Origin of the sequence: Mesobacillus zeae (assembly GCF_003570705.1) — a bacterium.
GTDB lineage: Bacteria > Bacillota > Bacilli > Bacillales > Cytobacillaceae > Mesobacillus_C > Mesobacillus_C zeae.
Genome location: NZ_QWVT01000008.1, coordinates 1 through 21,658, shown reverse-complemented (window position 1 = coordinate 21,658; position 21,658 = coordinate 1). Strand labels below are relative to the sequence as shown.

Sequence of the window (21,658 nt, the reverse complement as noted above, 5' to 3'; positions counted from 1 at the left end):
TCGAAGTCACTTTCCTGTCATTTTAAAAAAGGAGGTTTTGGTATTGGCTACGGTTTATAACCATGTTTTCGATTGGGAAGCTTATTTAAAATTCGGAATGAGGCGGTTCTTCAGAAAGAATGAATCTATCTACTCACAAGGTACTTGCGGGGAAGGATTTTATTATCTGAACAAAGGGCTAGTCAGGATTGTCACCAAAACAGCCAGCGGAAAAGAAAGAATGCTAAACATCGTAATCCCCCACCAACTCATGGGTGTGCAGTCACTGGATCAAAAAACTCATTTTACAACCGCCATAGTTGTTAAGGATTCCGTCGTCTATCATTTTCCAGCCAATGAATTCAGGAAGCTCATGGTTGCCCATCCAGAACTCTTCAAACTATTTTCTAAAAGCGTCATTCATAAAATGAAAATCCTCTTAGATCGAATTAATTTGAATGCGCTTACATCGGAACAAAAACTCGCGCTTCTTCTTCACAACATTTGTGACGAATTCCAAAATTATGAAATTCCCCTTTGTCAGCATGATCTTGCAAGCTGCACAGGGCTCACCAGAATCACTGTCTATAAAGTACTGAAACAATGGCAGGAAGCCGGTATCCTTGAAGTCCAAAAGCGAAAATACTACATAAAAAAACCAGATTTTCTGAGAAACCTGGTTGGTAGATAAATTGCTTTCCAAAGGATTTCTGTATGAAAGCAGGACTTCAAAATAAAACATAGTTTTCAAACAGCTTAATGAAAGTCTTTATCCCTTTTGTGTGTTATTAGCAATTGCCTTGATCCTTTCAATATCTATAGTCATAATTTCACGGTTTTTAAGCGTTATGTATCCTTGCTGCTTCCACTTTCGTATAATCTTATTCACCGTAATTCGGGAAGTGCCGATGTATTTTGCAAAAGAAGTCTGGTTCATCGAGGCATTCCCATTCTCCTGGACAAGCTTCAGCAAGTAGAAAGCCATTTGCTGTTCAACAGGACTTTCAATATGTGAAATGATCTCCGCTAGAGTCCTGAACTTATAAATGAGTGAATCCATATATATTTCGGCAGCATGCGGATGCTCCTGACAAATAACTTCAAGCACGTCATCAGAGAAAAATAAAATCGCCGAAGGGGCTGCTGTCGTTGCACTTGTCAAATAAGGTTCCCCATGTACACCATGCTCTCCAAACAACATCCCAGGCGGCACCACATTGATAATCCGCTCATCTCCATTACTGGAAAGCAAGGTAATCTTAATCTCACCCTTTCTCAAATAATAAATGCCTCGGCCGCTCTCCCCCTGGCGGTATACAACCTTATTCTTCTCATACTCAAACACCTGCCCATAATTCAAAAAAGGTTCCCACTCATAGCGAAGGTTTTGCATTTCATCACCTTTTCAATTAGTTGATCCTATTTTCCAAATGACAACTTCTGAATTTTCTAATAATTATAGCATTTCACACGCTTTTTAACAGTAGTGCTTTCTTATCTTGTAAAAAAAGCGCACTCTTGGTTGAGTGCGCTTTCTGTTAGGTCCATGTATACATATACTGGGCATCTTCGATTTCGTTCGCTTTTTCCACCGTTTTCAAAGGCTTGAATGTGTCAATCATGACGGCAAGCTCAAGTGTTTCCTTTTTGCCGATGCTTGCCTCTGTTTTGCCAGGGTGAGGCCCATGTGGTATTCCGCTTGGATGGAGAGTGATCGAACCTTCCTTGATTCCCTTGCGACTCATAAAATTACCTTCAACATAATACAACAGCTCGTCGCTGTTGACGTTGCTATGGTAATACGGAGCAGGGATAGCTTCAGGATGGTAATCGTATAGTCTTGGAACAAAGGAGCATACGACAAAATTATTGCCTTCGAAGGTTTGGTGCACTGGGGGCGGCTGATGGATTCTGCCTGTTATCGGCTCGAAATCCCCGATGTTGAATGCCCAAGGGTAAAGATAGCCGTCCCAGCCGACGACATCGAGCGGATGATGGTTCAGCACATGGCGGTGAAGATAGCCGCGGGACTTTGTGATGACCTCATATTCACCTTTATCCGCAAACGTTTGAAGTGTTTCCGGCCCTCTGATATCACGTTCGCAAAACGGACTGTGCTCAAGCAGCTGTCCATATTCGTTTCGGTATCGCCTTGGGGTCGTAATCTGGCTGAAGGATTCCACAAATAGCGCCTTTGTTGCCTCTTTCGTATCAGGAATCACTCTGTAAATCGTCCCGATTGGGATCACGATATAATCCCCAGGGTGGTACATAAGCGTTCCGAACATTGTCTCCACCACTCCTGTACCATGGTGAATAAACAACATTTCATCACCATCGCCATTGCGGCAGTACGCCTTCATTGGCTGACTGATAGTCACAAAGCCAATCAACAGGTCGTCATTTCCAAGGATATACTCTCTTCCATCGAGAGCATCCCCGCTTTTCGTGATTCTATCAGTTAAAAAATGTCTGTGGTTTAGAGCACCCTGCTCCTCATATTGAGGCAAATAGCTGCCAAGTGATTCACTTTTGGCAACCTCCGTGGGCATATGGTGGTGATAAAGAATCGACTGTGTTCCTGAAAAACCTTTTGTTCCCATGACCTGTTCCCTAAAAAGAGTTCCATCATCTTTCCTAAATACGGTATGTCGCTTTTTCGGTATCTTTCCAAGCTGGCGGTAATACATTTAAACACCTTCTTTCTTGTCATCAATGATTTTATTTTTCAAAACACCGAGACCAGCAATCTCCAATTCTACCTCATCACCAGGCTCAAGCCAGCGGTGCACATCAGTGCCAAGCTCAAGTATACAGCCTGTTCCGACAGTTCCCGACCCGATGACCTCACCAGGATAAAGAGTCGTTCCTTCAGAAGCGTGTTGGATCATTTCACCAAAAGAATAATAGAGATCTTTCATATTACCCCGTGAAAGTTCCGTGCCATTCACCCGTGCAGCCATCTCAAGGTCATAGCCTTTTCCGGCTTTCCGAGGCCCTAGTTCGTCCTTCGTAACGAGATAAGGCCCAAATGAGGTCGCAAAGTCCTTGCCTTTTGCAGGACCGAGACCAACCTTCATTTCTTTGCGCTGCAAATCGCGTGCGCTCCAGTCATTCATGATAAAATAGCCGAAAATATGGTCATCTGCTTCCTCAGCTATGATATTCCGCCCTTGCTTTCCGATCACACAGGCGATTTCCAGTTCATAATCAAGCCAATGACAACTTTTTGGCCTTCTGATTTCCTCCTCGGGCCCTTTGATGGCAAGATGGTTGGTAAAGTAAAACACCGGAATCTCATACCATTCTGGAATCATTTCCAGCCCGCGGTTTTCACGCGCCGTTTTCACATGCTGCTCAAATGCGTAAAAATCTCGGACACTTTTCGGGTTTGGCAGCGGAGCTTTTAAGTTCATTACTTCTAAAGGATATGAAGCACTTGTCTCCAATAAGCTTTTATTTTCGATGATATATTCCATGTACCGCTCATGCTTTTCGATAAAAGAAAGCATATTGTCAGGAAGTTCCCCGTTTGAGGCTTCATGCATATCCACGGCTCTATTTTCAGAATTCAGCCATCCGGCACTGTATGAACCATCTTTTTTCGCAAAAGTAATGAATTTCATGATCTTCACCTATTTCCTTTGCAGCTCGAAAGTTTTTGCCATCGGCAGTGTATAAGTAGCACCGGCAAGTCGGCCTACAGGTTTCAATTTTTCAGAATTAATGCGGCCATTTTCATAAAGCTCATCACTGACATGGACATGCAGGACCTTGCCGATCACGAGGCTTCCTCCTCCTGTTTTTTCACCAAAATGAAGGACCTGTTCCAATTTGCACTCAAGATGGACATGAGACTCCTTCACTCTTGCCGGCTTTACTAGGACGCTCTTTTCCTTAGTCAGGCCAGAAGCTTCAAATTCATCAATATCGGCCGGGAATTCAGACGCGCAGTCATTCATCTGCTGGACGATTTCCTCACCAACGATATTTATGACAAATTGTTTCGTAGCTTCGATGTTTTTCAGCGTATCTTTTTTTCCTCCATCAGTTCCCCTTCGCATCGGTGAAAAGCAGACCATCATAGGGTCAGCGCAAATTGCAGTAAAGAAACTGAAAGGCGCGAGATTGTCATTTCCGTCTTCGTCCCTGCTTGATACGAAAGAGCAATCGGGCGTGGAAGAATCGAGCCGACTAACAATTTATAGGACTCTCTCCATTGTAAGGATTCCGGATTTATCTCCATATTTCATACCGCCCTTTCATGAAAAAGCTCGCCAAGAACTTGTAAAATGAATTCATGGTCTTTCCTAGTCCCCAAAGTAATCCGGAATGCTTCCTTATAGCCTGCCAACTGCATTTGGCGGACAAGGATGCCATTTTCGGTCAAACTTTGGACAACCTGGCGATTTGTAAACGCGAATAAAAAGTTCGTTTCCGAAGGGAAGCTGTCTATCTCATATTCCTTCAGCTTTTGCCTCAGGTACTCTCTTTCAGCACCATTTTTGGCGGCACAATCATGGATAAAGTCCTGATCGTCCAGCGCTGCAGTTGCAGCCGTTTGCGCAAGCTGATTTACATTAAAAACATCCCTTACTTTATGAAGTTCTTTCACGATTGCTTCGTTCGTGATACCGTAGCCAACACGAAGGCTTGCAAGGCCATAGATTTTTGAAAATGTCCTTAAAATGATTAGATTCCGGTATTTTTCTAAGAGAGGAAGAGTATTTAAATAGTCATCGGAACGGGCATATTCAAAATAAGCTTCATCCATGATGATCAAGACATTGGAAGGAATGCTGTCAATGAATGCTAGCAGCTCTTGTTTCCCGACAACCGTTCCCGTAGGATTATTGGGATTACAGACAAAGACCATTTTTGTACGGCTATTGACAGCCTCGAGCATTTTTTCGAGGTCATGTTTCCCGTCCTTCATCGGCACTGTGACTGCTTTTCCGCCTTCAATCAGCACATTCGATTGATAGCGAGGAAAGGTCACCTCTGCCATAACAGCTTCATCACCCTTGATAATGTACGCTCGCGTCAGCAGCCGCAGTATTTCTTCAGAGCCGTTCGATACAAATAAATGCTTCTGATCGATTTTATAATGGGAGGCCAGCTTTTCAACGAGACGGGAAGCCATGCCGTCAGGGTATAAATTCAAATACACCGCTTCCTTCAATAGCGCTTCCTTGACCATCGGGGAGGTCCCATATACATTTTCATTGTCGGACATTTTTCTTACTGTTTGTAATCCATACTGTTCCTTGATTTCCTCGATTGAGTGTCCTAGGGCATATGGCGTGATTCCGTCGAGCTCTTCTTTGGATTTTACCTTCATGCTAATCCCCCAATTCCTAATGACGAAAAGGGAGCGATTTGCCCCCTCCCGATACGGCTGCTACAGATTACCGCGTTTTTCCTGTTCCCGTTCAATTGATTCAAACAATGCCTTGAAGTTTCCTTCACCAAAGCCCCTTGCTCCCTTGCGCTGGATGACTTCGATGAATAATGTCGGGCGGTCAACGATTGGCTTTGTGAAGATTTGGAGCAAGTAGCCTTCGTCATCGCGGTCAACTAGAATGCTGAGCTCACGAAGCTTATCGATTTCTTCATCAATTTTCCCAACACGCTCTGACAGCATTTCATAGTAAGAGTCAGGAGTGTTCAGGAATTCAACACCGTTTTTACGGAGAGCGGCTACCGTGCTGACGATATCCTCAGTTAAAATGGCGAGGTGCTGGACGCCAGGTCCATTGTAAAACTCAAGGTATTCCTGGATTTGAGACTTACGTTTGCCCTCGGCAGGTTCGTTGATTGGAAACTTGATCCGGCCGCCATTGTGCATTACTTTTGACATCAGAGCGGAGTATTCAGTCGTAATATCTTTATCCGAGAAGTGCTTCATTTCTTTAAAGCCCATTACATTAGCGTAATAACTTACCCATTCTTCCATTCTCTCAACATTGCCGACAACATGGTCAATGCCAATCAAGCCAACATCCTCGAATGGCACTGATGTTTCATATGCCACAAATCCAGGCAGAAATACACCACGGTAATTTTTCCGTTCAACGAGCGTATGGATTGTGTCTCCGTATGTACCAATGACAGCCTTTTTCACGGTGCCATTTTCATCGGAAAGTTCAAAAGGCGGCTGGATTGCTATCCCCCCGCGGCTGACGGCTGCTTCGTAAGCCTTTTCGACATCTTCCACTCTCAAAGCAATATCCTTCACTCCGTCCCCGTGCGCCTGGACAAATGCAGCTACCCGGCTTGATTCCGTATATGATCCTGTAACGACAAGCCGGATTTTCCCCTGCTGAAGAACATAGGACGCTGTCTCCCTGTTGCCTGTCTCCAGTCCTGAATATGCAACAACCTCGAAACCAAATGCGGTCTGGAAAAAGTGGGCCGTCTGTTTCGCATTTCCTGCATAAAGCTCTAAATAATCAACTTCCTTTACCGGAAAAAAATCTTCAGCTGTTTGTCCTGCAGCCAATCCTTTTTCTTGCATGCAAAAACCTCCCATGGTAATAATTTTAATATTCAAAATTATTTTACATCAATTCTTTTCCAGCTCTCAAGAGTATGATGTAAAGCTATAATGCTGTTATGTGGTGAAGGAATTTCTTGTTTTTTGTAAAGTTGAGAAACTTATATCTTGACCGTCACTTTCTTTGGAATGCTGTGAATGGCTTCTCCTTTAAAGGCTTCTGCTGCCTCAAGCAATGCTTCATTGATGCTCGGATGAGGATATGCCGGGAAAATAATATCCTCGTCACGGGCTGCCATTTCGAGCGCAGTTATTCCATTTGAAATCAGCTCAACCGCTCCTTGCCCAATCAAGTGAACGCCAAGCATCAAATCGCTCTCCTTATCGAAAACGACTTTTACAAGCCCGTCTTTTTTTCCAAGAATTGTAGCATAGCCGTTGCCTGCCAGCGAAAATTCACCAACTGTAACATCATACCCCTGATGTTTAGCCTCCTGCTCGGTCAAACCGGCACAGGCAATTGGAGGGCGGGTACGGGCTATGACTGGAAGAAAAGTCAAGTCATTTTCGCTCTTCCGGCCGCAAATTGTCTCAGCAGCAGTCTTCCCCTGTTTGATTGCTTTAACCGCGAGCTGTGGCCCCTCAGTAACATCCCCGATTGCAAAAATGTTCCTGATTGACGTCCGGCCGGATGAATCTGTAACAACTAAGCCTTCCTCTGACAGTTCCATACCAAGCCGGTCGATTCCCAGGTTATCGAGCAAAGGTTTTGTTCCAAGAGAATAGAATAAATGGCTGCCCTCTATCTTCCTTGCCCCTTTTTTGCCATTAAGCAAAATGGATACTCCATCGCTCTTTAGTCCAACTTCCTCGAACGAGTATCCCTTTGCCACGGTTATACCTGATTTTTTCAAGATACGGTTCAGCTCACGGTTTATCGAAGCATCGAAAGAAAATTCCTCTCTTTCCCCACATAAAACCAGCGTCACCTTTGATCCAAAAGCTTTAAATGTCATGGCTGTTTCCAGTGCGATATAATCATCCCCAAGTATAACGAGATGCTCTGGAACTTCGGCCAGGTTTGCTATTGACCAGCTGTCAATCACCCGGGCATTAACCTCAGGCGGACCAGCCAATTTTACCGGAGTGCCACCGGTCGCTATGATTGCTTCTTTAAAGCGGTACACTTCATAGCTGTCTTCGTTTTCGACGCCAATTCTGTCAGTAGAAAGGAAAAAGGCGCTTCCCCTAATGACTTCGATTTTATTCGCCCTGCACAAAGCCTCTACTCCATCGCGAAGCTGCTTGACGACTTGGTTTTTATAGCTTGCAAGCTTTGCTAGTTCAAAAGAGATTCCCGATGACACAATGCCAAGCATTTCATCCTGCTTTGCCGCAGCCAGCCTTTCCGCTCCATGCGCAAACACTTTGGAAGGAATGCAGCCTTTGTTCAGGCAGACTCCGCCAAGGCTTTCTTTTTCAACCATTGTGACCGTCTTGCCGAGCTGCGCCGCCCTGATGGCGGCATGGTACCCCCCAGGCCCGCCGCCGATAATAACTAGATCCTTTTCATGCGCTAATTCTCCAACGACCATTTATATCAACTCCAGCAGCATCATTTTCGGATTTTCGATACATTGGGCGAAGCGGTTCGTAAATGAAACAGCAGTCGCACCATCGGCAACGCGATGATCAAAAGCCATCGAAATATTCATCATTGAACGGATGGCGATTTCATCCTGGTCGGTCACAACAGGGCGTTTCTTTGTTTTATGAAAAGAAACGAGGGCTGTCTGAGGGTGCTGGATGATCGGCGTTGCACCAATGCTTCCTCCAAGAGGGCCGACATTGCTGATCGTAAATGTCCCTCCGGAAATATCCTTCGCTGTCAGTTTATCGTCGAAAGCAAGCTTCGTCAGCCTCTTCATTTCGCTATGGATTTGCTTCACATTCTTCTGCTCCACATTCCGGATTACCGGTACGATCAGCCCCTCCGGAGTATCGACAGCCAATCCAATGTGATGCTCCCTTAACAGCTGGATTGTTTCATGTTCTTCATCAAGCTTTGCGTTGAATACAGGAAATTCCTTTAAACAAAGCGACAATCCTTTGATGAAAAAAGCTGTCGCCGAGACAGATTGATTCATTGCTTTTAACTCTTGCCTAAAGCTGATCAGGTCACTTACATCGATTTCCTCAAAATGTGTGCAATGCGGAATCGTATAAAGGGACTGGACCATTTTTTTCGCAATTTGCTTACGGCGGCCGCGGAATGGGAGTGTATCAGTCTCGATCTGATTTGAAGCTTTCGGAGAATGATTGCGAATCGTTCCCGTGCCTCCGGAAGCTGGCTCCGAAAGCTCCGGAACGCTGAATTCAGAACCTGCTTCCGAAACATTCACAATGTCCGAATCTCTTCGTTTCATATACCCAAGCACATCATGATCCATTATGCGCCCAGCGGGCCCTGTCCCCGATACTTCCATAATATTAACGTGATTTTCCCGGGCAATTTTCCTTGTGTAAGGTGAAGCAAGAATCCGTTTCGGCCTTCCCTGGCCGCTCTCGGGCAGCCTTGCAGAATCCAGTTCTTCCATAATCAGCAGCGTTGCTCCTACCTTTGCGGTTTCACCTGGATTCAAAAGAATCTGTTTGATCACGCCAGACTGCGGCGCGGGAATTTCCGCGGTCATTTTATCTGTCTGAACTTCCACCAATGGGTCATCAGCTTTGACGATGTCCCCGGCTTTAACTAAATAGCAGTTAATGCCGGCTTCCGTCATCCCTTCTCCAATATCATGAAGCTTAACTTCAACCATGGCTCGCCTCCTAAAACTTCATCACTTTCTCAATTGCGGCTGCAACTCTTTTTGGCGTCGGCAAATAATATTCCTCAAAGCCGAAATATGGAACTGGCGCATCAAAGCCTGTCACCCTTTCAGCCGGCGCTTTCTGGTAAAGAAATGCCTCATCATTAATCAGAGAAATCAAATCGCTGCCAGTCCCGCCAGTCTCATGCGCCTCATGGACAATAACAGTCCTGCCCGTTTTTTGGACTGATTGGATGATAAGGTCTTTATCAATCGGATAAAGAGTCCTTAAATCGAGCACATCGCATTCCACGCCTTTTTGCTTCATTTCTTCAGCCGCCTTCATTGCAACCGGAATCATCGCTCCCCAGGCAATCACTGTTACATCATCGCCATGTGTAAGCTTATTGCCTTTGCCTATTTCAACCGTATATTTCCCTTCAGGAACTTCTTCCCTAGAAGAACGGTAGCTTCTCATTGGTTCTAGAAACAAGACTGGATCCGGATCCTCAATGGCAGCAATCATCAGCCCTTTTGCGTCATACGCATTTGATGGACAGACAACCTTGATTCCCGGCATATGCGTGAAAATCGATTCGGTGCTGTCACAATGGATTTCCGGCGCCCTTACACCTGCACCGTACGGGGCACGGATGACCATAGGCACGGTAAAATGCCCCATTGTCCGCATCCGCAGTCTCGATGCATGTGTCATGATTTGTTCGTATGCAGGGTAAATGAATCCAAGGAACTGAATCTCCACAACGGGACGGAATCCGTTCGCAGCCATCCCAATCGCTGCCCCGACAAACCCTGCTTCACTCAACGGCGTATCAATTACACGATGCTCGCCATACTTCTTCTGAAGTCCTTCAGTTACCCTGAAGACGCCGCCATTGGTGCCGATATCTTCACCTAGCAGGATGACATCCTCTCTATCTTCCAGCATAATATCAAGTCCATCTGTTATTGCCTGCACGAGGGTCAATGTCTTTGTTTGGAGTGCCATTTTCATCGGCCGTCACTTCCGATCAGCTTAAGGTATTCTCTCTTTTGCTTTTCAATCGTCCAAGTTGACTTAGCAAAAACATAGTCAAAAATCACAGCCGGGTCTGCAGGCGGATAGCTTTCCATTTCCCGGACTGCTGCGTCAATTTCCATAGCTGCCTTCTCCTCGATTTCCTTCACCCAGGCTTCATCAAATAAACCTTCGTTTTTCAGCCAGCGTTCAAGACGAAGCAGAGGATCGGTTTCCGCCCTCTTCATTGCGCTTTCGTCCTGGTTCCGATATTTTGCAGGATCGTCAGCCGTGGTATGCGCGCCGTATCTCCAGGTCATAGCTTCAATTAATGAAGGTCCTTCCCCATTTCTGGCGCGTTCCAAAGCACGGCTCGTTTCAAGGTATACTGCGAATACATCATTCCCATCGATTCTTACTCCTGGCATATCGTAGGCAATTGCTTTCTGGGCGATTGTAGCGGAGTTCATCTGCCTGCTGACCGGAACAGAAATTGCGTATTGATTGTTTTGATTGAAAAAAACAACCGGAGATTTGAAAACACTGGCAAAATTGAGCCCTTCGTGAAAATCCCCTTCGGATGTTGCCCCATCGCCAAAATAACAGATGGCCGCATTCTTCGTTCCTTTTTGCTTCTCGGCAAAAGCAGCCCCGGCGGCATGAGGAATTTGTGTAGCAATTGGTATCGCAGGCGGGAAGATTTTTTTTCCATCCGGGGGAATGCACCCTTCGTTCCTCCCATTCCAAAAAAGGAAAATGTTCCTCAGCGAATGGCCAAACACCATCGCCGCCCCATGATCGCGGTAAGTTGGGAACATCCAGTCGTCACCTTCAAGCGCAAGCGCACTTCCAACCTGAGATGCTTCCTGGCCTTCAAACGGAGCGTATGTCCCAATCCTCCCCTGGCGCTGCAGACTGATTGCCTTTCGGTCAAACATTCGGATTCTGGCCATTTCACTATAAAATGATTTGACCCGTTCTTCTGTTACCAACTCTTTATGCTCATCAGAAACGACATTTCCGCCTTGGTCTATCACTCTTATAATCGGAAATAGTTTTTCCATCGGCTCACCCTTTTTATAAATACTGTATTAAATGTGCTGTTATTCTCGAATACTTACATTCTCACTGCCCATTTCGGCCGCTTCATATGGGAGAAAAAGCTATTGCGCCTCGTTCTGGCCTCAATCCTGTTTTCACAGAACAGATTCGCAGCTTGTACAGTTGGCATCCTTTCTTGCTCTGCCTGGCTGTACACATTCATCAGCGAAGTATAAATAGCTTTTGTCTTCCTTAAGACGCGTTCCTTATTAGGCGAATAAAGCTCATCAGCTACCTGTATCAATCCGCCAGCATTGACGATATAATCAGGTGCATAAAGTATGCCTTTTTGTTGGAGCGACTCGCCATGCCTTTCTTCTTTCAGCTGGTTATTTGCCGAGCCGACAACTCCCTTTGTCTTCAGCTGTGGAATAGTATCATCGTTGATGATACCTCCCATTGCACACGGGATGAAAATATCTGCAGGCTGTGAATAAATTTCTTCGCTCTTTACAACCTTGATTCCCGCTCCCATTGAACTTGCCTTTTGGACAATCTGGTCAATCGCCCTCTCATTGATATCCGTCACATATAAATCCGCTCCATTTTCAAGAAGCACCTCAGCTACTTTGAAGCCCACTTTGCCCAGCCCCTGAATCGCATACGATTTCCCTGAAAGATCATCGCTTCCCCAAATAGCATTGTTCGTCGCCTGCAAACCATAAATAACACCTTGTGCAGTCGGGACGGAAGAATCGCCACTTCCACCATATACTTCATCCACACCTACAATGCAGTTTGTTTCTTTCAGCGCATGGATGAAATCCTCTGGGGATGTTCCCATATCGGTCCCTGTATAGAAGCGGCCATTGATGGATTCAACAATTTGGCCAAACGCCCTGAAAAGCTCCGGACTTTTATCCTTTTCGGGATTACCGATGATAACCGCTTTCCCTCCGCCAAAGTCCACATCCGCCGCAGCACATTTATACGTCATTCCTTTTGAAAGCCGAAGCACATCCAGAAGAGCATCATCAACGGACTTGTAAGGATACATGCGGCAACCGCCAAGGGCGGGGCCAAGTCTCGTACTGTGGATGGCGATAATTGCCTTCAATCCTGTTGATTCATCATTACAAAATACCACTTGCTCGTGTTCCCTGATTTGCTCAAACATATCCATTCTTCTTTCCCCCTTTATTCCGTTAAACCATGTTAGCGCTTTCATTTTTTCAGAAAAATTTTTATCCGCTTCCTGCTACCAGGCTTGCTATTTTTGATTTAGGAAGAATGACTTGCGTAACCTCCCCGACACCAACAAGCCGGCCTTCGCTTTCCGCCCTCACAGTTGTGATGACCACGTTATCCTTTCGATCACTGACAGTTGCCGTAAAACTGATAACTGTCCCTTCAGGGCATGGGGCATTGTGCTTAACCGTCACAGCTCCGCCCATCCCTTCCTCATGTTCTTCCAAAAAGGGAAGGATTGTCTGTCTTGATACCCATTCCATGTGATATACCATTGAAACAGTGGAGTACACCGGATGAACGAGCTGCCCTTCAAACCTTGCGAACATATCTGGCGTTACCGTCACATCTATAACTGCCGTCTGCCCAATTGCAAAACCCTCAAGCACTATATCCCACCTTTTCACTATGAGAATATGTATAACGTTTATTTAACGTTATCATAACATTCCGTTAAATAAACGGTCAATGAATTGTAAGAAATTTTAATATTTTCCGAAAATGATTGTGGTATAATATTATATTTATATTTCAGTTGAATTATGAGCCCCATTTATTCTTTAAATACGTTCTATACTGGAGTAAGATGCAGATTCCATAAATTGTCTAATTGTCCGAATCAGCCAGTTTTCTGTCCAAATCGCTTAAATTTTTGTCCGAATTCATCACTTTGTTGTCCGAATCAAGCAGAGTGATGTCCCAATCAGGTTATTTCCCGAGAGAATGATATTATTTCCCCTGAAAACACATCCACTTTTCAGGAAAAAAGTGGACTGTCTTGCGGTAAATATTAGAACTCTGCCGCACTTTTGCAAGCTTCCAGTTAAAAATATGAAGATATCAATGAAGTTTGAGAACTTATCGATCAAAGTTATCAATATACCAAGTAGAATTCAATTAGCAGCATAAAAATAAGGCCGCAATCCCTAAGGAATACGGCCTTAATCTAACTTAGCAACGCCCTGTCACTTGCCATTTTCGTTCCGCGAATTCGCTGGAATTCATTCAGCAAGTCTTCGATTGATAGCTTCGCCTTTTCTTCTTCATTCACTTCAAAAATAATCTGTCCCTTATCCATCATGATCAGCCTGTTGCCAAGATCAAGGGCCTGCTGCATATTGTGAGTGACCATCAGTGTCGTCAGATGATATTGGTCAACAATTTCCTTCGTCAATTTCGTAATCAGTTCGGCACGGGACGGGTCAAGCGCGGCTGTGTGCTCATCCAGCAGAAGGATTGACGGTTCCGTAAAGGTTGCCATCAGGAGTGACAGTGCCTGCCGTTCTCCGCCTGACAACAGTCCGACCTTTGCATTCAGCCGGTTCTCTAATCCTAAATGAAGTGACTCCAGAACCTCCCTGAACAGCTCCCGCCGTTTTTTTGTTACCCCGAGCCTTAAGGTGCGGCGCTTGTTCCTTGAATAGGCAATCGCAAGGTTTTCCTCGATTGTCATGCTCGGAGCCGTGCCAGCCATTGGATCCTGAAACACACGGCCAATCATCTTCGAGCGATTGTACTCCGTCATGAACGTCACATCTTTACTGTCGAGAGAAACCTGCCCATGATCCGGCTGCATCACACCTGAGATCATGTTCATAAGAGTTGATTTTCCGGCGCCGTTACTGCCGATGACTGTTACAAAGTCTCCCTTGTTCATTGTTAGGTTGATATTGTTCAAGGCAATTTTTTCATCAGGCGTGCCTTCATTGAAAATTTTATGAATCTGACTTAAGCGCAGCACCAGCCTCACCCTTTCTTTCTAGAGGTATATTCAATGCTGCCAACCCTTCAAGCTGCCGCCTGGCCTTCCTCTTTTTCTCCTTGTAGGTACCAATCATCTTTGGCGCTGTCAGCGCAAGAATGACGATAAAAGCTGTAATCAGCTTCATGTCGCCCGGCTCAAGAAACTCAACCCTTAAGGCCAGCGTAACGACGATTCGGTAAATGATCGAACCACCAATGACTGCAAGAGTAGTCCTAGCGATTGATTTTGTGCCAAATATCGCTTCCCCGATAATGACGGAGGCAAGACCGATAATAATCATCCCAATTCCCATGCCGACATCGGCAAAGCCACCCTGTTGGGCAATCAATGCTCCCGAAAAAGCCACCATTGCATTGGAAAGGCCAAGTCCAAGAATGATCATCAAATTTGTATTCGAAGAAAAACTCCGGATCATCCTTTCATTATCACCTGTCGCTCTGACAGCCAGCCCGATTTCAGTTTTGAGGAAAGCATCCGTGATAAACTTGATGGAAAATGTGACAACAATCATGAACAGCAATATTCCCCATGTCCTTGGCAGGCTATCTCCTAACCCAACAGCTGTTAACATCCCATTAAAGAATCCATCGATACCTGTTGTTTCTGAAAAATCCTTGACCGCAGTCATGGCCGTATCACTGTTCAGCAATGGGACATTTGATCTGCCCATGATTCTTAAATTAATCGAATACAAAGCAATCATCATCAAAATTCCCGACAGAAGAGCATTGACCTTCCCAACTGTATGAATAACTCCTGTCAGGCAGCCTGCAAAAAAGCCGACGACTAACGCCGTCATCGTTGCAGCAAATGGATTGACCCCATTCACAATCATAATCGCAGCAACGGCAGCTCCTGTTACAAAGCTTCCATCAACCGTTAAATCCGGAAAATCTAGTATTCGAAAGGATAGGTATACGCCAAGAGCCATGATCGCATAAATGATACCGGACTCAAACGCTCCAAAAATTGCAGTGAACAAGCTGAATCATCCTTTCTGTTATTCTTCCAGGAACTCCGCGTCTTTTCCCCATTCCTCTTTCACTTCCACGCCTTGTTCTTTGGCTGCTTTTTTATTGATGGTAAGAGTGAGTGATGCAGGAAGCTCAACAGGAATTTCTGAAGCTTTCTTTTCGCCTGACAAAATTTTAGCTGCCATCAATCCTGATTGGTAACCGATGTCGAAATAGTTAAACCCGCTAGCTGCGACGGCACCTTTCTTCATCGAGTCAAGCTCCCCAACAAACAATGGAATCTTTTTGCTGTTCGCCACCGAAATGACGGATTCAAGGGCCGATACAACCGTATTGTCGGTAGGGACATAGATCGCATCAACACGGCCAACGAGCGATTCCGCTGCCTGCTTTACTTCTGAAGAGGTTGAAATCGATGCTTCCGTCACTTTCGCTCCACTGGATTCAGCGAGCTTTTTCACTTCTTTAAGCTGAACTTCAGAGTTTTGCTCGCCGGCATTGTAAATGACACCAATTTTCTTTGCCCCAATTTCCTTTGTCATGAAATCAATCGTCTTTTTCGTTGCATCCGGATGGTTGTCCGTCGTACCGGTGATATTGTCACCAGGCTTGTCTAGAGCCTCTACCAGTCCCGCTCCCACCGGATCCGTTACAGATGTGAAAATGATCGGAATCTCTTTCGTGGCATTGAGTGCTGCAACCGCGCTTGGGGTCGCATTGGCAAAAATCAAATCCACTTTGTCACCAATAAAATTATTGGCAATGGAAGCAGTGTTATTTTGATCACCCTGTGCATTCTGAAAGTTATATTTTACATTCTCGCCTTCTTTAAAGCCTTTTTCTTCAAGTGCTTTTTTGAAACCTTTTGTGGCGGCATCCAGCGATAGATGTTCCGCATACTGGGTTAAACCAATCTGATATTGTTTTTTCTCGGTATTGCCGCTCGTCTTTTCTTTCCCTCCGCAACCAGCCAATAAAAGGGCACTGGCAAGGACGACAGAAATTGCCTTTACTGATTTTTTCAATTGAGATCCCCCTATACTTTTTATAAAACCGGCGAAGCATCTATTTTGAGGCCGCCGGAAACCACCATTGTGAAAACGATTACAAACGCATGATATCAACTATTAACACCGTAAATACAACGTTATATTAACACCCACCAAAATAAGTGTCAATAATATTCAAAACATTTAGTATCTTATGATTTTTAATTACTAATTAAACCACCTCTTACATGAACAAGCAAGCTATTTTAATATTAAGTAAAAAAACATGCCCCTATACAGGAGCATGGACAATTTCTTAAATGCAGTTTCCAGCAATTTTCAGCTGATTTTTTGCTTCGTTCACCATTCGCTCTAACAGCTCCCTGACGGCAGGAATGTCCGAAATCAGTCCTGACACCTGGCCGCCGTTCATAAAGCCCTCTTCCTCATTTCCTTCCAGAGCCCCTTTTTTATGGATCTCTTCAGATGTCAGTTCAGCAAATTCCTCGATTGTGATTCCCTCTGCTTCAGCCTGCAGCAGCTGCTGTGAGTATGGAGTGTTCAGGAGCCTTCTGATTCTTCCGACAGAACGGCCGACAATAACGGTTTCATGATCATTTGCCTGGAGCAATTTTTTCTTATAAGTTTCATGGAATGGTGCTTCCTGCGTCGCGATGAATCTCGTCCCCATTTGAACTCCGCTTGCGCCGAGTGCAAGCATGGCCGCCAGCCCTTTTCCGTCGCCAATTCCGCCTGCCGCCACAACAGGTATGCTGACATTTGCCAGAATTTGAGGGATCAGTGCCAGCGTTGTTGTCTCGAGGGCTGAGTTGATCCCTGCGGCTTCATAGCCTTCAGCAACCAATATATCAGCCCCTGCGTTTTCGGCTTTTTTCGCTTGCTTAACCGTTGCAATAACTGCAATAACCTTTATTCCTGCATCATGCAGTTTTGGGATGAAAGGAGCTGGATTGCCTGCTGAGAGAGTAACGACTGCCACTTTATGCTTCACAGCAAGCTTTAGTACCTCAACGACATTCGGAGAAACACCCAAGGCCACATTCAGTGAAAACGGCTTCGAAGTCCTCCCTTTTGTTTCCACAATGATTCCTTCAACCTCATCAGGGTACATCGTGCCAGCGCCAATGGTGCCAAGGCCGCCTGATTCCGAAACTGCCGCAGTCAAAACCGCATTGCTGATGTTCCCCATCCCGCCCTGGATAATTGGATATTTAATGCCAAGGACAGATGTTATTCCATTCACATAAATTCCCCCTTCGTTAAAATAATGTTATACTAATTTTAAGATTATGACAATTGCGAAAAGGAGTGGTTTTTTTGATTCTTTCTTATTTAAATAAACAGCCTGCCGTTGATGGCACGGTATTCCAGGCTCCAGGCAGCTACATTATTGGAGATGTAAGGATTGGCAGGAACTCCACTGTCTGGTTTAACGCTGTGCTTCGGGGTGATGAAGATACGATTACAATTGGTGAAAGCTGCAGCATCCAGGACAATGTGACCTGCCACTTGTACGAAGGCTCCCCACTTGTGATCGAGGATGAGGTCACCGTTGGCCATAATGCAATTTTGCATGGCTGTACGATTAGAAAAAGATGCATCATCGGCATGGGTTCAACCATTCTTGACGGCGCTGTAATCGGTGAGGAAAGCATTATCGGGGCAAATACACTGATTCCTGCCGGTAAAATCATACCGCCGCGCTCCCTCGTAGTCGGCTCCCCAGGAAAAGTCATCAGGGAAATCGGTGAGAAAGACTTGGAACTGATCCAGCTCTCAATCGATACATATGTACAAAAAGGCAAGGAGTACAGGGAGCATTTGAAGCAGCAATGAAAAAAGGCCTTGGAACGCTTTAGGTTCCAAGGCTTTTCTGTTACTAGTTATCTCAATCCAGTGCCAACCTTCTGCAGCACTTTCAATCCCTGCCCCATATCTGAAGCGAGCACATAATTCCGGTCTACGAACACTCCCCAAACATTGGCCTTGTCTGAAACATAGGAGCCAACTTCAACTGGGTTCACAGGATCCGTAATGTCGACCGTCCGAATTCCATCCGAGTAGTGGGAAAGGTACAGCGTGTTTCCTCTGACTTTTGGATCGTGAACTGTATATGTCCCTGGCTGGCGTTCTCCCGCTTTAATCTGTAAGACGGAGTTTAGAGTCCTAAATGTGCTGAGTAACTTGGGATTACTCTTATCTTTAATATCATAAATACGAACGTAGTCCCAGCCTCTTTTAAATTCAGGATCGTGAGGATCAGGATTGAATATTTCCCTTGTTTCAATCAAGATATTTCCTCCATGGGCAAGCGCAGCTGAATGGGCAGCTCCCTGTACATCCCGTTCAAATTGCGTTCTTCCCACCAACTTTGGATGCTCAGGATCTTCGATGTTCAGGATAATTGTTCCGAGAATCCCAGTAGAAAAGGTAAGCATACTTTCCAGTTTCATCAGCTATGACGCTATGAAGGTATGCAGTCCTTGATGCCCCGTTTTCATCGTTATATGTGTAGTTCCCATCAAAAGCACCGCCAACCTCTGTTGGTCCCAGTTTGAAATCTCCTTTGGCTTGGCTGGATTCGTAATATCAACAATAGAAAAATCATGGACCTTGACGCCTTTATCCTTGTATCTTTTAGCCTGATAGTTTGTTGCAAGCAATAATAACCGATTATTTTATTCTGTCAGCCAAAACTCATGCGTTCCGGTCGGCAGCTCCGCAGGCGTTTTCCAAAAGCCCAGCTTTCTTGGTTCTTCCGGATTTGTGACATCATATAATACAACACCGCCATTTGGAGCTATTTCTCCTTCATACCCATACCGTTCTTTGTCTACCTTTTGAACACTAATCGCGGCAATGTCGCCTTTAAAGGATGGTGTGCTTACTGATTGGACGATGACCTTTTCCTGCCATGTTCCAGGGATATCATTCCCGATGACTGCCACTTCCTTAGGATTCGAAGGGTCTTTCATATCAAATATCCTAACACCTTCGTTCGTCATTTTGTCTCTATGAGTTCCCGTGTAGGCAAATCCCTTGTGAGCAAAAACGTCTGCCGTTGTAACGGACGAACCTTTCATTTCCTTTATAGGAATAGCGGCAACTTCTTTTAAATGCTGGAAATTTTTTGAGCCCTGAACAAGTGAAATTCCTCCAAGGTGGATTGCCCGCCCTCGATATAATTCTTCTGTCCATCCTCACAAGCGAGTGCCAGGCCGCTGCCTGCCAGAGTAACGGCAAATGTACACGCAAGATTTTCGCAGGAAATTTAAACATAAAATATTCTCCTTTTCCTATTGTATTACTAAGAATAAAAAAAGACTTTTCGGAAAAGTTTACAAATGACTAAAAGTGATTCTTTGTTTTTTAGGTGAAATTCCTTATTTCACATGATTTGATAGGTCTTATGATCGAGGGAAATTCAGTTTCAATGAAAAAGGAAGCGGATCGCAATCCCCTTCCTTTCTATTAAAGCATTCAATTTTATTCCCGGATTAAACCCACTTTACAATATCTTCATATGAGCGTCGGGTTTTCGAATTCGGATCTTTCACTCTATAGCCAAAGGCGGCCATGACCGAGATTTGAAAATGCCCTTCCTCCAGCAACCCTTCTTCAGTAAGAAGTTCATTCATTTTTTCAAAATTAAAGCCTTCAATCGGACAGGAATCAATTCCGATTTGAGCTGCTGCAGTCATCATGTTCGCAAGTGCGATATACGTTTGCTTAGAGGCCCAGTCATACAAAGGGCGTTCCCCGTCCAGTAAGTCAAAATCCTTCTGTTGGAATTCTTCTATTCTCTCGAGGTATTTTGCCATGAATTCTTCTGGCAGCTGTTTAACATTTTTAAAATGGTCTTTCAAATAGTCAGAATCATACTTTGTATCAGCTTTTGTCCGCGCAAGAATCACGATGAAATGGCTGGCATTAGGAAGTTTACCAGCAGCCCCCCACGCAGTGTTTTTTATTTTTTCGCGAAGTTCCGGACTTTGGACCACCAGGAAGCGCCAAGGCTCGAATCCAAAGGAACTTGGAGACAGCCGCCCTGTTTCCAAAATGAAACGGAAGTCATCTTCATGGATTTTCTTTGAAGGATCAAATTCCTTTGTCGCATGCCTGAATTGAAAAGCTTCTAGAATCTCTTCTTTCAATGCTTCTTTATCGAGCATATACATCTCTCCTTATAATTCCTTTTTCTAACAGTAACACAAAATCCGGATTGTTTCATGGAACAGGATTGCTTGTCAGCAGAAAAGCCACCCGGTTTAAGGGCGGCCTTGCTCTACTCCAAAATGTAAGGATGATCCATGACGTCATAGTCCTGTGCTTTATTTTTCATTTCATTTCCTTCCCTGAACACCGATTCAAAAAAACGGGATGCAGGCTCTGCGAGCTCCTTGTAATACTCACCAAATAACGAGGCCGCATGGCTTCCAAGCCATTTTTCAGGCAGCAGTTCTTCCGGCAGCCCTGGGTCGAAAAACAGGAACTTGCGGTATTCGTGCACAAGCTTCGTACGTTCAACGAAACATTCGGCATCCGTCATGCTTCTCCTGGCAATCTTATTTTTATCGATGATATATTTCTGACTGTATTCACTGATGAAATCTTGGTACTTTGCGTTAATATCCTCTAGATCCCAGCTTTTTTCAACAAGACGCTGATTTTCATGGGGTCCCTTGTATTCAGCGACAAAAAAATCGACATACTGTTCGATTTCATATTTTTCAATCAAGTCGTTTACTTGCCTTTCAAGATTGTTCGCGGAAATCCAGAAGCTGTTTGACATCGACCCGAAGCCGCTCCAAATCAGTTCCTTCCTCAGTTCATCCCTCACGTTGCGGATTTCTTCAGGTATAGTGTACATCAGGATTCTCCATTTGCCGTCCCACTTCTCTGGTTTCAGCTTAAAAATCCGTTTGCCCGCTTCATCAATCCTCTTTTGGCCGCGGGGAGTCAATGAATAATAACTCTTATTGCCAACTTTTTCAGCCTGTACCCACCCCTGCTTGTTCATCCGGGAAATGGCCGCCCTGACAGACTGGTCATTATGCCCGAATTCATTAAGCAAACGAATCAGGCTACCAATCCAAATATTACTGCCGTAGTGGGAAATATAATCACCGTATAATGTAAAAATCATCGATCTTGTATTCAAAGCTTATGTCATCCTCATTCGTAATATATTGGACGGATTAAAACCGTTATAAGATATTTTACAATATTATCACTCTTTTGCAAAATAAGAAAAGCGGAAGCGCACGTTTAGCGCCGTATGGGCTGGAGCCACCCGACTGAGATAAAGGAAACACGA

The 21,658-nt window shown here is 44.8% G+C and carries 21 protein-coding genes and 1 pseudogene; 2 read left to right on the top strand and 20 right to left on the bottom strand.

The genetic code is table 11. The features are described from left to right. Nucleotides 1-43: 43 nt before the first annotated feature. Nucleotides 44-670 carry a Crp/Fnr family transcriptional regulator gene (locus D1970_RS02485; RefSeq protein WP_246370102.1) on the top strand — a complete coding sequence of 209 codons (627 nt, stop codon included), beginning with the start codon at nucleotides 44-46 and terminating at the stop codon, nucleotides 668-670. Between the two features lie 78 nt (nucleotides 671-748). Here the strand turns inward: D1970_RS02485 and D1970_RS02480 are convergent, their stop codons facing one another. From D1970_RS02480 to D1970_RS02405, 16 genes and pseudogenes are all read right to left on the bottom strand, one after another. Further along, the gene (locus tag D1970_RS02480; protein ID WP_119111306.1) at nucleotides 749-1,372 is read right to left on the bottom strand and encodes a Crp/Fnr family transcriptional regulator; all 624 of its coding nucleotides are present in this window, start codon (nucleotides 1,370-1,372) and stop codon (nucleotides 749-751) included. Nucleotides 1,373-1,517: 145 nt separating this feature from the next. After that, nucleotides 1,518-2,669 (bottom strand): homogentisate 1,2-dioxygenase, encoded by a 1,152-nt coding sequence (locus D1970_RS02475; RefSeq protein ID WP_119111305.1) that lies wholly within the window; start codon nucleotides 2,667-2,669, stop codon nucleotides 1,518-1,520. Continuing rightward, nucleotides 2,670-3,605 (bottom strand): fumarylacetoacetate hydrolase family protein, encoded by a 936-nt coding sequence (locus tag D1970_RS02470; RefSeq protein ID WP_119111304.1) that lies wholly within the window; start codon nucleotides 3,603-3,605, stop codon nucleotides 2,670-2,672. A gap of 9 nt (nucleotides 3,606-3,614) precedes the next feature. After that, a pseudogene (locus D1970_RS02465) lies at nucleotides 3,615-4,225 on the bottom strand (flavin reductase family protein). A gap of 3 nt (nucleotides 4,226-4,228) precedes the next feature. Further along, on the bottom strand, nucleotides 4,229-5,320 hold the full coding sequence (gene hisC, locus D1970_RS02460; RefSeq protein ID WP_119111303.1) for a histidinol-phosphate transaminase: 1,092 nt from the start codon (nucleotides 5,318-5,320) through the stop codon (nucleotides 4,229-4,231). A 60-nt stretch (nucleotides 5,321-5,380) separates the two neighbouring features. Then, nucleotides 5,381-6,496 (bottom strand): 4-hydroxyphenylpyruvate dioxygenase, encoded by a 1,116-nt coding sequence (hppD, locus tag D1970_RS02455; protein ID WP_119111302.1) that lies wholly within the window; start codon nucleotides 6,494-6,496, stop codon nucleotides 5,381-5,383. A 140-nt stretch (nucleotides 6,497-6,636) separates the two neighbouring features. Continuing rightward, on the bottom strand, nucleotides 6,637-8,070 hold the full coding sequence (gene lpdA / locus D1970_RS02450; protein ID WP_119111301.1) for a dihydrolipoyl dehydrogenase: 1,434 nt from the start codon (nucleotides 8,068-8,070) through the stop codon (nucleotides 6,637-6,639). Continuing rightward, a complete protein-coding gene (locus tag D1970_RS02445) occupies nucleotides 8,071-9,294 on the bottom strand; it encodes a dihydrolipoamide acetyltransferase family protein (protein ID WP_119111300.1) in 1,224 nt (407 codons plus the stop codon). It lies immediately after the preceding gene. 10 nt (nucleotides 9,295-9,304) lie between these two features. After that, the gene (locus D1970_RS02440; RefSeq protein WP_119111299.1) at nucleotides 9,305-10,300 is read right to left on the bottom strand and encodes an alpha-ketoacid dehydrogenase subunit beta; all 996 of its coding nucleotides are present in this window, start codon (nucleotides 10,298-10,300) and stop codon (nucleotides 9,305-9,307) included. After that, the gene (gene pdhA / locus D1970_RS02435; protein WP_119111298.1) at nucleotides 10,297-11,367 is read right to left on the bottom strand and encodes a pyruvate dehydrogenase (acetyl-transferring) E1 component subunit alpha; all 1,071 of its coding nucleotides are present in this window, start codon (nucleotides 11,365-11,367) and stop codon (nucleotides 10,297-10,299) included. The genes D1970_RS02440 and pdhA overlap by 4 nt, the downstream gene beginning before the upstream one ends. Nucleotides 11,368-11,420: 53 nt before the next feature. Next, nucleotides 11,421-12,527, bottom strand: coding sequence for a Leu/Phe/Val dehydrogenase (locus D1970_RS02430; protein ID WP_119111297.1), 1,107 nt, complete (start codon nucleotides 12,525-12,527; stop codon nucleotides 11,421-11,423). A 61-nt stretch (nucleotides 12,528-12,588) separates the two neighbouring features. Continuing rightward, a complete protein-coding gene (locus D1970_RS02425) occupies nucleotides 12,589-12,981 on the bottom strand; it encodes a thioesterase family protein (protein ID WP_374978531.1) in 393 nt (130 codons plus the stop codon). Between the two features lie 557 nt (nucleotides 12,982-13,538). Beyond that, nucleotides 13,539-14,333, bottom strand: coding sequence for an ABC transporter ATP-binding protein (locus tag D1970_RS02420; protein WP_119111296.1), 795 nt, complete (start codon nucleotides 14,331-14,333; stop codon nucleotides 13,539-13,541). Next, nucleotides 14,308-15,339, bottom strand: coding sequence for an ABC transporter permease (locus tag D1970_RS02415; RefSeq protein ID WP_119111295.1), 1,032 nt, complete (start codon nucleotides 15,337-15,339; stop codon nucleotides 14,308-14,310). The genes D1970_RS02420 and D1970_RS02415 overlap by 26 nt, the downstream gene beginning before the upstream one ends. An 18-nt stretch (nucleotides 15,340-15,357) precedes the next feature. Then, complete coding sequence (locus D1970_RS02410; RefSeq protein WP_119111294.1) at nucleotides 15,358-16,356, bottom strand: ABC transporter substrate-binding protein; 999 nt, start codon at nucleotides 16,354-16,356, stop codon at nucleotides 15,358-15,360. Nucleotides 16,357-16,636: 280 nt separating this feature from the next. Next, complete coding sequence (locus D1970_RS02405; RefSeq protein WP_119111293.1) at nucleotides 16,637-17,584, bottom strand: NAD(P)H-dependent flavin oxidoreductase; 948 nt, start codon at nucleotides 17,582-17,584, stop codon at nucleotides 16,637-16,639. 74 nt (nucleotides 17,585-17,658) lie between these two features. On the opposite strand from D1970_RS02405, the gene D1970_RS02400 reads away from it, so the two are divergent. Beyond that, entirely contained in the window at nucleotides 17,659-18,177 is a 519-nt protein-coding gene (locus D1970_RS02400) for a gamma carbonic anhydrase family protein (RefSeq protein ID WP_119111292.1), read from the top strand. A gap of 47 nt (nucleotides 18,178-18,224) precedes the next feature. On the opposite strand, the gene D1970_RS02395 is transcribed toward D1970_RS02400, so the two are convergent. From D1970_RS02395 to paaX, 4 genes are all read right to left on the bottom strand, one after another. Then, nucleotides 18,225-18,794: an LVIVD repeat-containing protein gene (locus tag D1970_RS02395; RefSeq protein ID WP_119111291.1), complete on the bottom strand. Its 570-nt coding sequence runs from the start codon at nucleotides 18,792-18,794 to the stop codon at nucleotides 18,225-18,227. Nucleotides 18,795-19,019: 225 nt separating this feature from the next. Further along, nucleotides 19,020-19,316, bottom strand: a complete 297-nt coding sequence (locus D1970_RS02385; RefSeq protein WP_119111289.1) for an LVIVD repeat-containing protein — start codon at nucleotides 19,314-19,316, stop codon at nucleotides 19,020-19,022. 522 nt (nucleotides 19,317-19,838) lie between these two features. Further along, nucleotides 19,839-20,513, bottom strand: coding sequence for an NAD(P)H-dependent oxidoreductase (locus D1970_RS02375; protein ID WP_119111287.1), 675 nt, complete (start codon nucleotides 20,511-20,513; stop codon nucleotides 19,839-19,841). Between the two features lie 113 nt (nucleotides 20,514-20,626). Continuing rightward, a complete protein-coding gene (gene paaX / locus D1970_RS02370; protein WP_119111286.1) occupies nucleotides 20,627-21,502 on the bottom strand; it encodes a phenylacetic acid degradation operon negative regulatory protein PaaX in 876 nt (291 codons plus the stop codon). Nucleotides 21,503-21,658 lie beyond the last annotated feature (156 nt).

Excerpts from the sequence above, each read along its gene's own strand:
- hisC (WP_119111303.1), bottom strand. The coding sequence starts at position 5,320 with ATGAAGGTAAAATCCAAAGAAGAGCTCGACGGAATCACGCCATATGCC.
- D1970_RS02395 (WP_119111291.1), bottom strand. The coding sequence starts at position 18,794 with ATGAAACTGGAAAGTATGCTTACCTTTTCTACTGGGATTCTCGGAACA.
- D1970_RS02375 (WP_119111287.1), bottom strand. The coding sequence starts at position 20,513 with ATGCTCGATAAAGAAGCATTGAAAGAAGAGATTCTAGAAGCTTTTCAA.
- D1970_RS02445 (WP_119111300.1), bottom strand. The coding sequence starts at position 9,294 with ATGGTTGAAGTTAAGCTTCATGATATTGGAGAAGGGATGACGGAAGCC.
- D1970_RS02470 (WP_119111304.1), bottom strand. The coding sequence starts at position 3,605 with ATGAAATTCATTACTTTTGCGAAAAAAGATGGTTCATACAGTGCCGGA.
- D1970_RS02475 (WP_119111305.1), bottom strand. The coding sequence starts at position 2,669 with ATGTATTACCGCCAGCTTGGAAAGATACCGAAAAAGCGACATACCGTA.
- D1970_RS02385 (WP_119111289.1), bottom strand. The coding sequence starts at position 19,316 with ATGAAAGACCCTTCGAATCCTAAGGAAGTGGCAGTCATCGGGAATGAT.
- lpdA (WP_119111301.1), bottom strand. The coding sequence starts at position 8,070 with ATGGTCGTTGGAGAATTAGCGCATGAAAAGGATCTAGTTATTATCGGC.
- hppD (WP_119111302.1), bottom strand. The coding sequence starts at position 6,496 with ATGCAAGAAAAAGGATTGGCTGCAGGACAAACAGCTGAAGATTTTTTT.
- D1970_RS02440 (WP_119111299.1), bottom strand. The coding sequence starts at position 10,300 with ATGAAAATGGCACTCCAAACAAAGACATTGACCCTCGTGCAGGCAATA.
- pdhA (WP_119111298.1), bottom strand. The coding sequence starts at position 11,367 with ATGGAAAAACTATTTCCGATTATAAGAGTGATAGACCAAGGCGGAAAT.
- D1970_RS02480 (WP_119111306.1), bottom strand. The coding sequence starts at position 1,372 with ATGCAAAACCTTCGCTATGAGTGGGAACCTTTTTTGAATTATGGGCAG.
- D1970_RS02430 (WP_119111297.1), bottom strand. The coding sequence starts at position 12,527 with ATGGATATGTTTGAGCAAATCAGGGAACACGAGCAAGTGGTATTTTGT.